6 protein-coding genes are annotated in these 17,443 nt (G+C 40.0%); all 6 read left to right on the forward strand.

The annotated features are described in order from the left end of the window. Positions 1-310: 310 nt before the first annotated feature. On the forward strand, positions 311-5,806 hold the full coding sequence (locus tag WA1_RS03130; protein WP_017741464.1) for a trifunctional serine/threonine-protein kinase/ATP-binding protein/sensor histidine kinase: 5,496 nt from the start codon (positions 311-313) through the stop codon (positions 5,804-5,806). A gap of 51 nt (positions 5,807-5,857) precedes the next feature. Next, positions 5,858-7,108: a hybrid sensor histidine kinase/response regulator gene (locus WA1_RS03135; RefSeq protein WP_017741465.1), complete on the forward strand. Its 1,251-nt coding sequence runs from the start codon at positions 5,858-5,860 to the stop codon at positions 7,106-7,108. A gap of 308 nt (positions 7,109-7,416) precedes the next feature. After that, on the forward strand, positions 7,417-7,605 hold the full coding sequence (locus tag WA1_RS03140; protein ID WP_017741466.1) for a helix-turn-helix domain-containing protein: 189 nt from the start codon (positions 7,417-7,419) through the stop codon (positions 7,603-7,605). A 695-nt stretch (positions 7,606-8,300) separates the two neighbouring features. Continuing rightward, positions 8,301-11,738, forward strand: a complete 3,438-nt coding sequence (locus WA1_RS03145) for a DUF4347 domain-containing protein (RefSeq protein ID WP_017741467.1) — start codon at positions 8,301-8,303, stop codon at positions 11,736-11,738. A gap of 982 nt (positions 11,739-12,720) precedes the next feature. After that, on the forward strand, positions 12,721-15,732 hold the full coding sequence (locus WA1_RS03150) for a peptidase domain-containing ABC transporter (RefSeq protein ID WP_066612688.1): 3,012 nt from the start codon (positions 12,721-12,723) through the stop codon (positions 15,730-15,732). A gap of 119 nt (positions 15,733-15,851) precedes the next feature. Next, the gene (locus WA1_RS03155) at positions 15,852-17,441 is read left to right on the forward strand and encodes a beta-barrel domain-containing protein (RefSeq protein ID WP_017741469.1); all 1,590 of its coding nucleotides are present in this window, start codon (positions 15,852-15,854) and stop codon (positions 17,439-17,441) included. Positions 17,442-17,443 lie beyond the last annotated feature (2 nt).

The raw sequence follows: 17,443 nt of genomic DNA on the forward strand, positions 1-17,443 counted from the left end.
TTGCAAAAAATATTCAGTTTAAATAGGTAAAACTGAGGTTAACCTATGCAGGAATGTCACTGATTTATCTTAGCTCACAGCCTAGTTCTTGTGGTGCGGGCGTCCCGCCTGCCACTCATACAGGACGTCTGGGACAGACATCCCACAAGATAGATAATTTATTTCTTGGAAATCCTTGAGAGAAAGCTACCTTCTCACCCTGGGAGAAGAGCTGGGGATGAGGGAAAACAGTTTTTTTCTAAGTGTTAATCTTAACCTATTTCCGGGAATCATAACCATGTAACCAGAAATACTGTGGGTGGCAATGACAATGGTAGAACTAGCTGGGTATCAAATTCATGAGATGCTCTACTCAAGTGCGAGAACCTTGGTATACCGAGGAACTAGAGAATTTGACCAAAAATCAGTCGTTATCAAACTGCAGCGTCAGGAATACCCCCGCTTCAACGAACTGGTCAAATTCCGCAACCAGTACACCATTGCCAAAAACCTCAATCTTCCTGGGATTATCCAAACTTACAGATTGGAAAACTATCTCAACGGCTATGCTCTGGTGATGGAATTTGGGGGAATATCTCTTAGTGACTACCTAACTAATCAAGAACAGTTACGTACATTATCTCTCCAGCAATTTTTCTATATTGCCATTCAAATTGCTTCTATCTTAGATAAGCTGTATCGCAACCGGGTTATTCATAAAGATATTAAACCAGCCAATATTCTCATCGACCCCGTAACCGATGAGGTGAAACTGATTGACTTCAGCATAGCTTCTTTACTTCCAAGAGAAACACAAACTCTGACAAGCGCTGAGGTCTTGGAAGGAACTTTAGCATACCTCTCTCCAGAACAAACAGGGCGGATGAACCGAGGAATTGACTACCGCACTGACTTCTATTCTTTAGGTGTCACCTTCTTTGAACTGCTCACAGGACAACTCCCCTTCCAATCAGACGATCCCATGGAGTTGGTTCACTCGCATCTTGCCAAACTTCCGCCAAAAGCACACAGCCTCAATCTTAACATTCCGCAACAATTATCTGAAATTATCAGTAAACTGATGGCAAAAAATGCGGAAGATCGCTATCAGAGTGCTCTCGGTCTGAAGTATGATTTGGAAAATTGCTTGCAGCAGTGGGAAACTTCAGAGGTTATTTCAACTTTTGAACTGGGACAACGAGACATTTGCGATCGCTTTCAAATTCCCGAACGGCTTTACGGTCGTCAAAAGGAGGTCACAACATTACTACAAGCCTTTGAGCGAGTTGCAACAGGCTTAACAGATAATGATGTCTCCCAAGATAATAATTCATCAGTTAAACCCGCGAACCGTTCGCCAGCAGAAATGATGTTAGTTGCTGGATTTTCTGGAATTGGAAAAACTGCTGTTATCAACGAAGTTCACAAACCTATTGTTCGAGAACGGGGTTACTTTATCAGAGGAAAATTCGATCAATTCTTGCGAAATATACCTTTCTTAGCCTTTGTGCAAGCCTTTCGCGATTTGATGGGACAACTGTTATCTGAAAGCGATCCCCAACTTGAGAAATGGAAAACAAAAATTCTCAAAGCTTTAGGAGAGAACTCTCAAGTCATTATTGAAGTTATCCCCGAGTTAGAACATATTATTGGCAAACAACCATCCGTCTCCGAACTTTCAGGAAACGCAGCTCAAAACCGATTTAATTTGCTGTTTCAAAAGTTCATCCAAGTCTTTACCACCAAAGAGCATCCCTTGGTGATTTTTCTGGACGATTTGCAATGGGCTGATTCTGCATCTTTAAACTTAATACAATTGTTAATGAGCGAAACAGAGACACGTTATTTGTTGCTCATTGGTGCTTATCGAGATAATGAAGTTTCCGCAGCACATCCAGTAACAGTGACATTAGAAGAAATCTGCTCTTCTGGTGCAATGGTGAATACAATTACCCTAACTCCTCTCAATCCATCGGATTTAAACCATCTCGTTGCTGATACCCTCAATTGTTCCTCACAACGGGCGGAACCTTTAACTCAACTCGTTTATCAAAAAACCAAAGGCAATCCTTTCTTTGCCAATCAATTTCTCAGAGCGCTCCATGAAGATGGATATATTAATTTTAATTTTGATGAAGGTTATTGGCAGTGCGATATAGCTCGAGTCAAAGCAATAGCGCTCACTGATGATGTTGTCGAGTTCATGGCTTTACAATTGCAAAAGTTACCTGTTGCAACTCAATCCGTTTTGAAATTAGCGGCTTGTATTGGAAACCAATTTGATTTAGAAACTTTGACTATCGTGTATGAAAAGCCGTTAGTAGAGACAGCGATGGATTTGTGGAAGGCGCTGCAAGAAGGGTTTATCATCCCCAAAAATGAAATTTACAAATTTTTCCACAATGAACCTGCTTACGATCGACTCTTAACAACTAACAAGTACGAACAATTAGCTATTAGCAACGAGCAATTAGCAATTCACTATAACTTTCTCCATGACCGAGTACAACAAGCAGCTTACTCTCTCATTCCTGAGGATAGCAAACAGGCGACTCACCTCAAAATTGGACAATTGCTGTTAAAAAATACTCCATTAGCGGAACGGGAAGAGAAAATATTTGAAATTGTGAACCACTTTAACTTGAGTCGCAATTTAATTTCAACGGAACGGGAAAAGCAAAATCTTGCCCAATTAAATTTACAGGCTGGACAGAAAGCCAAGTTATCTACAGCTTACCAAGCTGCTAAAAACTATTTCACAATTGGTCTTGAATTACTTTCAGCAACATCTTGGGAAGATGACTATACTTTAACTTACGAACTCTATAAAGAATGTTCGGAAACAGAGTACCTTTCAGGAAATTTTGAAGAAGCTGAGTTACTTTATGCAGAAGCTTTAAAGCGTACAGTAACAGTTCTCGATAAAGTAGGAATCTATTATATACAAATGACTCAGTATCAACTTCAGGGTAAGTATGCTGAGGCGATCGCAATCCAGAAAGCAAGTTTGGATTTACTGGGTTTGAGCATATCTTTAGAACCAGAGGCTTTACAAGCTGCTTTGAATGCAGAACTTAATGCAGTTAATACCTACCTGAAAGAGCATAAAATCGATGAACTGCTTGATGCTCCTAAAATGAGCAATCCTAACATCATAGCAATGCTCAGACTGTTACAGGTTATGTTCTATTCGGCTTATCTGATTGGGAACCAAACCTTGGGCAATTTTACCTTAGTTAAGATGACCACGCTGTCATTGCAGTATGGAAATAGCGATTCATCTCCGTTTGGTTATGTTGGATATGGCTTAGTTGCTGGTGTACTTGATGACTACAAAACGGGATATAGCTTTGGAGAAATGGCTGTTAAACTCTGCGAGCAATTTGACAACAGTTATATTAAGTGTCAAACCAATTTCTTGTTTGCTGCTGATGTCCACAATTGGAACAGATCGATAAAGCTATCTGAAACCTACTACGAAAATGCTTACAAATTTGGTCTTGAGTCGGGTGATTGGGTAACTATTGGCTACATGATTATTCAAAGTTGTTCTGACAGACTCACTCGCGGTCAAAATTTGTCGGAACTTTATCAGCTTTGTCAAACATATTTGAATTTTCTTTACCAAGTCAAAAATCAAGATATCATAGAACTTTTGTATGCGGGGGTGATACAGCCTATTTACAATTTGCAAGGGTTAACCTATTCTCAATCTACTTTTGATAATCAAGATTTTAGTGAAGCGAAGTATTTGAGTAAATATAAAGATTTACCCTATTACTTAGCTTGGTTCTATTATATCAAGATTCGTAACGCTTATATTTTTGATGAGAGAGATACTTGGTTGCATTTAATTGACAAATTAAGTATTGTCGAAAATTTTGTTCCCAGTCATAGTAAAGTACCTTCAACGTTTTTTTATGTTGCTCTGATGTATTTGGCGCTTCATTCATCAGCAAGTCATAGCGAGCGCCAAAAAAATTGGGAGCAACTCACAAGACTTGAAGAACGCCTGTTATTTTGGGCTGACAATTGTCCAGAGAATATTTTACACAAGTATCTTCTTGTTCAAGCTGAAAAAGCTCGTGTCAGGGGTCAAATGCTTGAAGCCATAGATTATTACGATCGCGCCATTGCCAAAGCCAAAGAACACGAGTACATCCATGAAGAAGCCCTTGGGAATGAACTTGCTGCTAAATTTTACTTGGAATGGGGTAAAGAAAAAATTGCTCAAGCGTATTTAACGGATGCTTACTATGGCTACGCACGTTGGGGTGCAAAGGCAAAAGTTGAGGATTTAGAAAAACGCTATCCGCAATTACTCGCCCTCATCCAGCAACGGGAAAAAATTTACCTTGACACTTACAAGACATTACCCGGTGTGAGTCAACCACTTTCACACATTCACAACATTACCCAAACTTTTAGTTCTAGCAGCACAACTATTTCAGAAGCATTAGATTTAGCATCTGTCATCAAAGCTTCCCAAACCCTCTCTAGCGAAATTCAGCTTGAGAAATTGCTTTCTAAGTTAATGCAAGTCATCATAGAAAATGCAGGAGCCGAGCAAGGTTTTCTCATTTTGCCAAAGGTTCAAAATTTGGAAATTGCTATCCAATGTTTCAGTGGTGAAGATTGTCATTTGCGCTCGGAGCCAATTCAAAATTCTCCCGAACTTCCTGTCAGCATTATTAATTATGTGTCTCGCACTTTAGAAACTTTGGTGATTCATGATGCTGCAAGTGAGACGGCTTTTGCTCGTGATGTCTATATAATTCATCGAGAGCCAAAAAGTTTGTTGTGCGCTCCTATTTTAAATAAAGGAAAACTGATAGGTATGATTTATTTAGAGAACAACCAATGTACGGGGGCGTTTACAAGCGATCGCTTAGAAACAATAAGTCTGTTATGTTCCCAAGCTGCAATTTCCCTAGAAAATTCCTTACTTTACGAGCAACTAGAAGATTACTCTCGCACTCTGGAACTTAAGGTTGAAGAAAGAACAAAGGAATTAAAAGCCGCTCAAAAGCAAATTGTTGCTCAAGAAAAACTTGCCTCACTTGGGCAACTCACTGCTGGTGTTGCTCATGAAATTAGAAATCCTTTAAATTTTGTCAATAATTTTGCTGCTTTGTCTGTTGATTTAGCTCAAGAATTGCTAGAAGAAATTGAGAACCAGTGTCAGAAATTAGAAAACGGCACAGTTGACTATATCAAAAGTATTGTGACTGACCTCATAACTAATGTCGAAGATATTCAAAATCAAGGGAAAAGGGCTGATAGTATCATTCAAAATATGTTACTTTTAGCTCGCTCTGATAGCAAAAGTCAACGACAAATAACTGACATTAATGCTTTAATAGCTGAATCAATTCAACTAGTATATCATAGTTTGCAAAGTAAGTATCAAGAGTTTAATATTGACATTGAACTTGATTGCGATCGCACTTTACCAAAAGTGGCAATTGTTTCTCAAGATCTTAGTCGTTCTTTGATTAATATTATTGACAATGCTTGCTATTCTGCTTATCAGAAGCAAAAGACATTGGGTGGAATATTTGTGCCAAAAGTGAGTGTAATGACTCAAAAATTTGAGAATTCACTCTTAATAACAATTGAAGATAATGGTCAAGGTATAGCAGCAGATAACATTGATAAAATTTTCAATCCTTTCTTTACTACAAAACCTGCAGGAGAAGGAACAGGGCTTGGCTTATCGCTTGTTCATGACATTGTGGTTGGTCAACATCAAGGCAACATTAGAGTACAAACTGAATTAGGAGAATTTACAAGATTTATGATTGACTTGCCAATCAGTGACCAGTGACCAGTGACCAGTGACCATATTTAAGAAGAAGAGAAGGAAATTAAGAAAAATATGAGTGCAAAAATTTTAGTTGTTGATGATGAGTTACTAATAAAGCGTCTTATCAGTCAATACTTCAGAAAAAAAGTGTCTCAGCAAGAGTATGAATTTATTTTTGCTAATAATGGCAAAGAGGCATTAGAACAAATACAAACCCATTCAGACATAGATCTCGTTCTGACTGATATTAATATGCCAGAAATGGATGGGCTGACTTTGCTGAATAAATTGCGGGAATCTAGTTATAATTTTAGAACGGTTGTTGTCTCAGCTTATGGAGATATGAAAACCATTAGGCAGGCAATGAATCAAGGTGCTTTCGACTTTATCAATAAGCCGATAGATTTTCAGGATTTAGAAATTACCATTACTCGAACTTTAGATTTTGTCCAGAGCCTTAAAGAAGTTCAGTCGATGCTTCAGCAAGCTGAAATTCAAATCATTCAAAACGAAAAAATGTCTGCTATTGGTAAAATGCTTGCTGGGATTGCTCATGAAATCAACAATCCAGTCTGCTTTATTAGCGGTAATCTTCATGAAGCTGAAGCTGCTATTCAAAATATTACTCATCACTTGCAACTTTATCAGCAAAATTTTTCTAATTTAATACCAGAAATTAAGGAGCACTCTGAAGAGATTGATGTAGAATATCTGTTGGAGGAATTGCCGAAAATGTTAGCCTCCATGAAGGTAGGTTCCGAACGCCTCCGTCTCCTCAGTGCTAGCCTATGTAATTTTTCTCGTGGCGATCATACTAACAAGCTAGGCGTCAATATTCATGAAGGCATAGAAAGTACGCTCATGATTTTAAGACACCGCTTGAAGGGGAATGAAAAACGTCCGGCGATTGAGGTGATTAGAGAATATGGTGATTTACCCCTAGTTCAGTGTTACCCTGGATCGCTCTATCAAGTATTTATGAATATTATTACCAATGCAATAGATGCACTGAATGAGGCTAGCGTGCATCGTTCTTATGCTGAAATGGAAACTCATCCTTGTCAGATTAGAATTAAAACTGAGGTTTTAGAAGGTGAGAATGCCGCGATCGTTCGTATTCACGATAACGGTATAGGGATGTCAGATGAAGTCAAAGAGCGAGTCTTTGAGCATTTATTTACTACAAAAGCTGTTAGTAAGGGAACTGGCTTGGGTTTATCTATCTCACGCCAGATAGTAGAAGAAAAACATGGTGGTTGTCTGACTTGTGATTCTACACTGGCAGAGGGTGCTGAATTTATGATTCAAATTCCTCTTTTGTAAAGAGTCGGGAACAGAATCTCGCTTACCTATTTATTAACACCTCCACAGCTAAAAGCCGTGGAGGTGCCAATTTGTTTTATATTCAGGGTCTTTATATTAGCTGACCCCGTTTGAATTGAGAAATTTAAGCTTGTCTTTAGATTCTCATCGAATCAGTTATATTTGATTAAATTTAATATTTTCTTTAGAATTTAGAAGATTTTTATCATTTTTTAAGTAAATATTAAATTTTTTTAACTTTTCTTCATCATTTGCTATACTCTAATTAGATAGCAATCTAATTAAGATTGCAAGGAAGGCAACAGAATATGCAAAGGCACGGTGTTTCACTGGCAGAGGCAGCAAGACGTTTAGGCATGAGTCAGAGCGCTTTGTATGTGGCTGTGCAAAAAGGACAGATCCCTACCTTTAGAAGAGGTGGCAGAACTGTAGTTTTTCAAGGAGCATTAACGGATTATCAAGTCAGACAGCGCCCTAACTCGCCTTACAGGCTGTAAATATCTCTGGGCAAAATGTCGTATGAATACAGTTCTAAAGAATAATTAAGCGCTCAGGTATGGGTTTCTCATAACTGAGCGCTTTCTTATTGTTTGCGCTCAACTTTTTTTCTTGTGGTGCGGGAGTCCTCGCCCGCCACTGATGTGAAAGAAGGGAATAGGGAGTGGGGAGTAGGGAGTGGGGAGTAGGAAAGAGGGATTTTCATGATTGGTGATGAAATTTTTCTCTCGCTCCGGTGGTAGAGCCACCGGAGCGAGAACGAATGAGAACGAACAATTCCGAACCTACGGGATTTGAAAAAATTGAATGATTTTATACAAGTAGGGAACTTGCCCGAGGAATTGGCGTCTGAGTGAATTAGGCAAGAGCAAAGTAAGTTTTACGGCAATTGCTAGCTAGTTATTTTATAACCCTTGTTCTTACTTATCTCTTTTGATTTAGTAGGAGCAATTATGTAACATAAAAGAATTGATTTTCCTTCGCAAATTAGCTTTTAAAAGAGAATATATATAGATGCGATCGCTCTCATTAAAATTGGACAAAAGTTCAATGATATGAGGGCATTTCCTTTATTTGACGTTGTAAAAGTTTACGATTTTATTTTAGAAAAAAACCTGTTTGACTGATAGTTTTAAAAATTTATTGGGCAACTTAAATATATAACCTTGTATTGTGGTTTCCAGGATAGATAAACATGAAAAATCTTCTCTTCATTGACAGCGCTGTAGATAACTACGAGATTTTATTAAAAGGACTTGTACCAGACATTACAGCTATTATTCTTGACCCAAATCGCGACGGAGTCGAGCAAATTTCCCAAGTATTATCCCAAAATACTCTCATCGAAAGCGTTCACATTGTCTCCCACGGATCTCCTGGAACCCTTTACTTGGGAAATAGCGAACTTAACCTTCATACTTTAAAAAATTATTCTAAGCAACTACAGAATTGGTTCTCCCCATCATCCCATTGCCCAAGTCTTCTTCTTTATGGTTGTAATGTTGCAGCAGGTGATGTTGGAGAAGAATTTATTACCAAACTTCATCAATTAACTAGAGCAAGCATTGCAGCAACTGCGCGTCCTACCGGAAATGCTGCTTTAGGTGGCAATTGGAATTTGAAAGTCAATGTAGGTAGTCTTGTTAATTCGCCACTAGCATTTACAGCAGAAGCGATGGCTGCATATCCTGCTGTACTGGCTTTCTTTTCTTTAGGTAGTTACAGCAGCACTACTACTAGCATGACCGCTAAAGTTACAGTAGAAGGGAGTTACGCCTATACTGTTGATAGTGAATTAGGTTTACAAATTCTTGACGTTGCCGATCCTAAGAAACCGACCTTTAAAGGGAAATATAAATTCTCAGATGATAGCGAAGTCAAAGGCGTAGCTATTAAAGAAAAATATGCCTTCGTTGCTAGCTATACTTCAGGTTTGCAAGTCGTCGATCTTACCGATCCTACAAACCCCGTTACCAAGCTTAACGACTCGACTTCTTGTAACACCGCAGAAGATATAGCCATTAAAGACAACTATGTTTATGTTGCTGGAGGTATCTCCGGTCTGCAAATTTTTGATATCAGCGATCCAACCAAGCTCACTGTAAAAGGTAAATACAAGCACGCCACTGGCTCTATTAGAAACGTAACTGTAAAAGGGAATTATGCTTACGTTCTTTCTGAGTCAAGCTTAATATCAACTTTGCAGATTGTTGATATTACCAACCCTGATAGCCCCGTTCTTAAAGGAAGTTACAATACCTCAAGTACAGCTTTTGAAGTCAAGGTAGAAGGCAACTACGCTTACATTGCTGGTGGCTATTCGGGAATGCAAATTATTGATGTCAGCGATGCGACTAAGCCAACTTTGAAAGGCAGTTTTGATACTTCTTATAATGTCTTTGGCGTCAGTATTGTCGGAAATTTAGCTTACATTGCCGATGGTAATATGGGCGTGCAAGTCCTTGATGTTACCGATCCTGTGACTCCTAAATCTGTCGGGACTTACCAAACCACTGGTATGGCAAAAGGTGTGTTTGTAGTAAACAACCAAGCTTACATTGCTGGAGGTTCTACAGGTTTGGAAATTGTGCTGAACAATACTCCTCCTACTGCTACTGACACAACGATTAGCGTTGATGAAGACACCGTCTATGCCTTTGCTATGGATGACTTTGGCTTCACTGATAGCGATAGCGATGATGACGATGATGACGATGACGGTGGTGAGAGTGATGATGACGATAACGATGATGACGGTGGTGAGAGTGATGATGACGATAACGATGATGACGGTGGTGAGGGTGATAATAATGATGATGGTGATGGCGGTAGTAGTTTAAAAGAGGTACAAATTACTGAACTGCCCCTAGTCGGTCAGTTTTTCAAAGATGCTGATGACGATGGTATCCAAGATGATGGAGAAGCTATTAAAATTGACCAAAAGATCGCATTAGCTGATATCTCCAAGTTGAAATTTAAGTCCATTGCAGAAGCGAGTGGTACTAACTACGCAAGCTTCAAGTTTAAAGTCAGTGATGGTTTAGAATATAGCGCTGTAGCATATAAGGCAACAGTTGATATCAAACCCGTTAACGATGCACCTGTTCTAAGTGACACTGACGTGACTCTCAGTGCTGTTATCAAAGGTGTTGGCGCACCAACAGGCGCAGTTGGTACTTTAATTTCTTCCTTAGTTAAATTGGGAGGCAATGTTAAAGATGTAGACACCGATGCACTGACAGGTATTGCGATTACTAAAGTTGATACAACCAAAGGCAGCTGGTTCTACAGCATTGACAATGGCACTAAGTGGACATCGTTGAGTTCTGTATCGGATTCCAACGCCCTACTGTTAGCTGCAAATACCAATACCCGTCTCTACTTCCAAGCCAACGCTGAGACTACTGGAAAAATTAGTGACCTCGTAACCTTCCGTGCTTGGGATCAAACCAGTGGTACTAATGGTGGCAACATTGACATCACAAGCAGTACTAATGCAACTGCTTTCAGTAGTATGACTGACACGGCGGGAATTACGGTTAAAGATGCCATGGATGGTACAGATTCTGGCAGTACTGGTGGTTCTATAAATGTCAAACTCAGTTTAAAGATAGCATCTAATAATCTTTTCCTTTTAGGTGATGCTTCGGAAGGTGGCAAACTCAAACTCCATATTAAGCTTGATGGACACAAATCTAAACTGGTGAATGAGTTAGGAGTGTGCGTTGTTGACGATGACAAAGGAACAATTGACGGTATTGCTCCTGATGCGGAAGGTTACGCCCAAGCTGCATTATCAAGAGCGCAAGTGATTTTCTCGTCCATTGCTAATGCTCCTAAAGGGTTTAGTTCTGACATCACACGTCTTTTGGAATTTAAAGCTGGTGCAAAACTAAAATTCTTCATGATTAAAGACGGTACGCTTGATGGTGTCATGTCTGGTAAGATTTCCTTTAAAAATGTCCTCTTTGCTGATGCTAAAACGCAAAAGACAACAGATTTGGGGAATGGAGAGTTCGCTCTAGATTGGGATGAGTTACTTGAGGGCGGCGGTGCTGACTTTCAAAAGCTGAAAGTCAAGATTAAAGCATCAAACGAAGAGATGCCCATGGGTACGGGTTTACAAGGCACATCAGGTGGAGAAGTCATTGATTTGCGAGAAGCAAAAACAGAAGTGAAAGCAGAATTTACCGTTCACAGAGAAGCCGCGTTTAAGAACTTTGTGTGCTTCTACCAGATGGCTGATGCAAAAGGTGGTATTGATATCAATGGTGATGGTAAGGCAGACTTGATGCCTGGTGATGAAGGTTATATCAAAGCCGCAATGAATGCCCGTGTTTCTGGAATTAACCTATCAGTAGAAAATCAAGGTTCTGGGACTTTCTCAGGCGTTTTCCAAAAAGGTTCTATCTTTGCACCAATGATTATCGCCAATGGTACAGCAGAAATGCTTTTAGATAGTGAGACCAATAACGATCCTGCAGTGTACTTGCCCTTCTTAGGGGCTAATCCAAGCAAGGCTGACCATATTCGTTTGTTGGGAAGTAACTGCTTTGGTTTTGAAGATTTACCAGGTGGTGGTGATAATGACTTTAATGATATCGTTGTTAAGGTGAATTTAAAGACCGCCTAATTTCTTGAGAACTCCATAAAAGCAACATACTGCGTCTCTACATTGATTGCAAGTAGAGCCAGTGAATTAAATGTGAGATTGCTTGTCCTCAGAAACCCTGTTTCTCAAAGAAACCGGGTTTCTATGTCTCATGTTTCATTGATTTAGAATTTCTCTAGCCAAGAAATTCCTCTCTAACTTCCAATTAAAATAAGGGAGGGATTAGAGAGGCTTGTGTGTACTTTAAAAGCACAAACTGATATACATTAGGCAACATCAAGTCTAACTGTACTCTAATTGTCAACCAATCAGTAGCTCTACTGATTTTTTAAAAATCATTAACAAGATACGATGTTTAATTTATTAAAAAAATATGAACAAAACTTATCGAAGAAGGGAAGGGGAATAGGGAACGGCGAACAGGGATATAGACTTTATGGTTCTTCTCAAGAAAGACCTATTCGTTCTATCAACCGACAAGAGTAAAAATACGGAAATATATAACTTTTATTAATGTATAATTAATAATTTTCTCGGCAAATTATTAAGAAAAGTTAAAAGATTTACTATTTTTGGGTTTCTTGAATAGGATAAAGTGTCATTATACCACTTTTCCTACCAACACTCATATGATAATTTCTCAAAAAAAAGCCTGCTTTTCCTACTAAATTCTTTGTGCAAACTTTACAAATTTTGAAGGCTTCGGGGTTGAGAACGCTATTACTAATACAGACTTATAAGAAGTTTCTTTTGTTAAAAAAGTATTAAGTATCTCAGTGTTGTGTTTGGGATACCGTAATTGACTACAATGTTTATGGAACAAGAATTCAGTATAATAAGTTAATTTATACAAAACTTGTTGGATTAGCTATTTTCACAGTCTTTTGGTTTTATTCAATTGAAAGGCTTTTGTCAATAGGAGATAGCGATATAACGAAAAAAAAGTCACAGTCTACAACAAGAAAATCAAATACGTAACCTTAACTGACACTTTATATTCAGTATGACTTATATAAAGAACACTGCATTTCTAGAATTTCTTACAAAGATAGAAGGGTTTGACCAATTACCGCAAGAGGTTATAACCGCGATCGCACAAAAAGTCCAAGCCTTACGCTATCGTATAGGTCAAAAAATAGTCGGGAAAGAAAAAATACCCGATCGCGTCGCCATTCTTTACGAAGGGAAAGCACGGTTGTTGGCATACGACCCTCGCACGCAAATGCCAAACACCTTGAAATTGCTAGAACCGGGAACAATTCTAGGGGAAATCAGTTTATTTCGCGATATCGCCTGCGAGACAGCGATCGCATCCCATGAAGTAATTTGCTTAACAATTGAAGGAGCAGAGTATCTAAAGTTACTGGCAAATTACCCAGCTTTTGCCCAAAGTCGCCAACAAAAAGCTCATCTCATTGAGATATTTGATGTGATAGGTGCTCAACCAGAAGTCCAAGCCCATGGTGGATTAAGTCTGAAAGAACTAGCACTCAACGCTTACAGTCGTGCAAAAGTGCATTATCTCCCACCCGGAAAAAATCCATTCGATCGGTTAGAAAGCGAAAAAATTTGGTTTGTCAGTGGCAATGGGCTTCTCAAAGACTTTACACCAACAAACCGATTGGAACCTAGCGATGGGTTAAATAAACTAGAAGTTCAAGGAAACAACCCCGTGCGGTTGATTGGTTTGCAAGCAGAAGATTTGTTCTTCTTAGATGAAGAACCAACAATACAAGCTCAACCAATCCCCAGCCAATCTGTAGATACCGAGCTAGATATTCCCTACGCAGCCAACGAAGATTTACCCCCACCACAACCACCAACCTCACAGGAATCGTCAAAAGGTAATAAAAGATACCCGTTTTATGGTGGGAAAGGACAATTAAATTCTGCTATTGCCTGTTTCCAAATGGTCTCGAAACATTTGGAAATGCCATTTCGCAAAGAAGTGGTTCGCCGCGTTCTCTCGGATCAAATGAAACGTGGGGGGACAATTTCATTTCAGCTGTGTGCGTACCTTTCAGAACTGATTGGACTGAGGGCGCAACTGGTGGATGTCCCCACAACTTCTGCGACACGCATTCCCACACCAGCAATGATTCGTTATGAAGACAGCTACGCCATTTTGTATGAAATTGGCGATCGCATAGCTGTTCTGGGAGTCCCCACCAAAGGAATTGTACGCCTCAAACCAGCCGAACTCATAGATCGATTAGAAACAGAGGAAAGCAGTTCCCCGCCACAAGTGAGAGTCTTGTTACTCTCGCGCACCACAGCAACACCCCAACAACGGTTTGGCATCAGTTGGTTTACCCCTTACCTATCGCGCTACCGCCGAGTCCTCATAGAAGTTTTCCTAGCGTCCTTTTTCGTACAATTGGCAGCGCTAGCAAACCCATTGGTCATTCAGTTAATTATCGATAAAGTCATCTCTCAGAATAGCATCAGTACCTTGCACGTTCTAGGTGCTTTGCTACTGGTCGTCGGTTTGTTTGAAGCCATACTTGGGACACTGCGGACTTACCTGTTTGTCGATACAACCAACCGCATTGACATGGGTTTAGGCTCAGAAATCATCGACCATATGCTGCGTTTGCCCTTGCGGTATTTTGAGCGCCGACCTGTTGGGGAACTTTCCACCCGCATCAACGAGTTAGAGAATATTCGACAATTCCTAACAGGAACAGCATTAACAGTGGGGTTAGATGCACTGTTCTCAGTGGTTTATATCGTCGTGATGCTGTTTTATAGCTGGCAATTGACAATAGTTGGCTTGGGAACAATTCCCGTGTTTATAATTATTACATTAATAGCATCACCTACAGTCAGCAAACAACTCCGTACCAAAGCCGAACGAAATTCCGATACGCAATCTTACCTAGTGGAGGTGATGTCAGGAATTCAAACGGTGAAAGCGCAAAATATCGAGTTACGCGCTCGTTTTTCCTGGCAAGATCGGTATGCGCGATACGTAGCCGCCGGATTTAAAACCGTCGTGACCTCCACCTTAGCAAGTTCTACAAGTAACTTCCTCAACAAACTCAGCAGCTTGCTGGTGTTGTGGGTGGGATCTTATTTAGTTCTGGAAGGAGAATTAACGTTAGGAGAATTAATTGCCTTCCGAATCATTTCAGGTTACGTAACCAGCCCCATATTGCGTTTGGCACAACTGTGGCAAAACTTCCAAGAAACAGCTTTGTCACTCGAACGCTTAAGCGATATTGTCGATACACCACAAGAAGCAGAACAAGATCGGGACAACATTCCCCTACCCCAGATAGTAGGGTCTGTAAAATACGACAATGTGTCATTCCGGTTTGCCAGTAGCGGTCCCCTGCAACTAAGCAACGTCAATATCGATATTCCCGCCGGGAAATTTGTTGGGATTGTGGGACAAAGCGGTTCGGGAAAAAGTACGATGATGAAGTTACTTCTGCGACTCTACGAACCCGAAGCAGGCAGAATCCTAATTGATGGTTACGATATTTCCAAGGTGGAGCTGTACTCCCTGCGGAGACAAGTCGGTGTTGTGCCGCAAGAAACACTGTTATTTGATGGTACGGTGCAAGAAAATATTGCCCTAACCAATCCTGACGCCACAACCGAAGAAGTTATTGAAGCAGCAAGAGTCGCCGCCGCCCACGACTTTATTATGAACTTACCCAACGGCTATAACACGCGAGTGGGTGAGAGAGGTGCAGGGCTATCCGGCGGACAGAGACAAAGGATTGCCATTGCACGTTCTGTTTTACAAAGACCAAAATTACTCGTTCTTGACGAAGCCACAAGTGCGCTAGATTACCCCACAGAACGCCAAGTCTGTCTCAATCTGGCAGAAGAATTTTTAGGAAGTACAGTGTTCTTTATTACACACCGATTGAACACGGTCAGGAATGCAGACATTATTATTGTGATGGATAGCGCTAAAGTCATCGAAATGGGTACTCATGACGAGTTAATGGCTGCACGAGGTCATTATTTCTACCTTTATAATCAGCAAGACGTGAAACTTTAATTGGTTAGTTGTTAGTTGTTAGTTGTTAGTTGTTCTACCAACCATCAACCACTAACCACTAACCATCAACCACTAACCATCAACCACTAACCACTAACCACTAACCACTAACAAATACTATGAAACTTAATGAAAATCATCTCAACGGCAATAGCCGTGACGGTCACTTAAAGGATGGAACTAACCCTCGAAATCGGGTGACAACAGCTGACCGCAAAACACCAAAAGCATCTGAAACGGATGCTAAAAGATACATTACTGAAGAATTTGACCAATCCGTCGTTTTGCGCCAATCGCCATTTTGGTCGCGTACCATTATGGCGACATTGATGGCATTAGCAGCTTTTGGAATTGGTTGGGCTTGCGTTGCTAAAATTGAGCAAGTCGTACCTGCAACAGGTCAATTAAAGCCAGAAGGGACTGTCAAAGAAATGCAAGCCCCTGTCAGTGGTGTAGTAAAGGCAGTTTATGTGAAAAACGGACAAAAAGTCAATCCAGGGGATTTACTACTGCTGTTTGATTCTGTAACCTCTAATGCTGAGTTGAATTCATTAAGGAAAATTAAAGCTTCGTTAACTCAAGAAAACCAGATTTACCGTCGCTTGATAGAAATGGGTTCTGGAGTGGCTGCGGAAATAGAATTTTTGCGAGGAAATGTGCCCAAAGAAGCGGCGTTTCTACTGAAAAATCGGGCAAATTTAATGGCAGAAAATGAACTGCTACGACAAGAGTTGAAAAATACGGGTGGCGTTGCGGGGATGACAACGGAAGACCAACAACGTTTAGATGTTGCTAAAAGGGAATTAGAATCTCGTGCGGCTGCAGCGATATTGAAAGTTGAGCAAAGCCGGAGAAAATTGGCTCAAAATCAAGTTCAATTGGCAGATACTAAAGGGAATTTGGCTATTGAACAGCAGATTTACACGAGAATGAAGATTTTGGCAGAAGAGGGCGCGATCGCACAGCTACAATATCTTCAACAAGAAAGAAAAGTCCAAAATACCAAAGCACAAATAGCAGAACTTTTCCAGGAACAGCAACGCCTGCAATATGAAATTGCTCAAGGACAACAGGAAACCCAAAATACAGTTGCTGTTTCTAATAAAACAGTTCTAGAAAAGATAGCAGAAAACAAAAAGCGGATTGCAGAAATTGATAGCCAATTATCAAGAGTTTTGCTAGAAAATGAGAAGCAATTGGCAGAGATTAATAGCAAAATTCTGCAAGCTCAAACCAATATAAAATATCAGGCATTGCATGCACCAGTATCGGGAGTGGTTTTTGACTTACAAGCAAAAAATCCTGGATTTGTAGCGAATACAACCCAGAAATTACTCACAATTGTACCAAACGATAGCTTTGTTGCAGAGGCTTTTATTACCAACAAAGATATTGGTTTTGTGAAAGAAGGGATGAAAGTTGATGTTAGACTTGACTCCTTCCCATACAGCGAGTTTGGCGATATTAAGGGAGAATTAGTTTGGGTTGGTTCAGATGCATTACCGCCCGATCAAACACATCAATACTATCGTTTTCCCATCAAAGTGCGTTTGGCAAGACAAAATTTAGATGTCAAAGGTAGAACCATTGCTTTGCAATCAGGTATGTCTGTGACTGCCAATATCAAAGTACGTGAAGAACGGACTGTTATGAGTTTGTTGACTGATATGTTCAGTAATGAGGTGGAAAGTTTGAAACAGGTTCGTTAAGA

The sequence above is a fragment of the Scytonema hofmannii PCC 7110 genome (assembly GCF_000346485.2).
Lineage (GTDB): Bacteria > Cyanobacteriota > Cyanobacteriia > Cyanobacteriales > Nostocaceae > Scytonema > Scytonema hofmannii.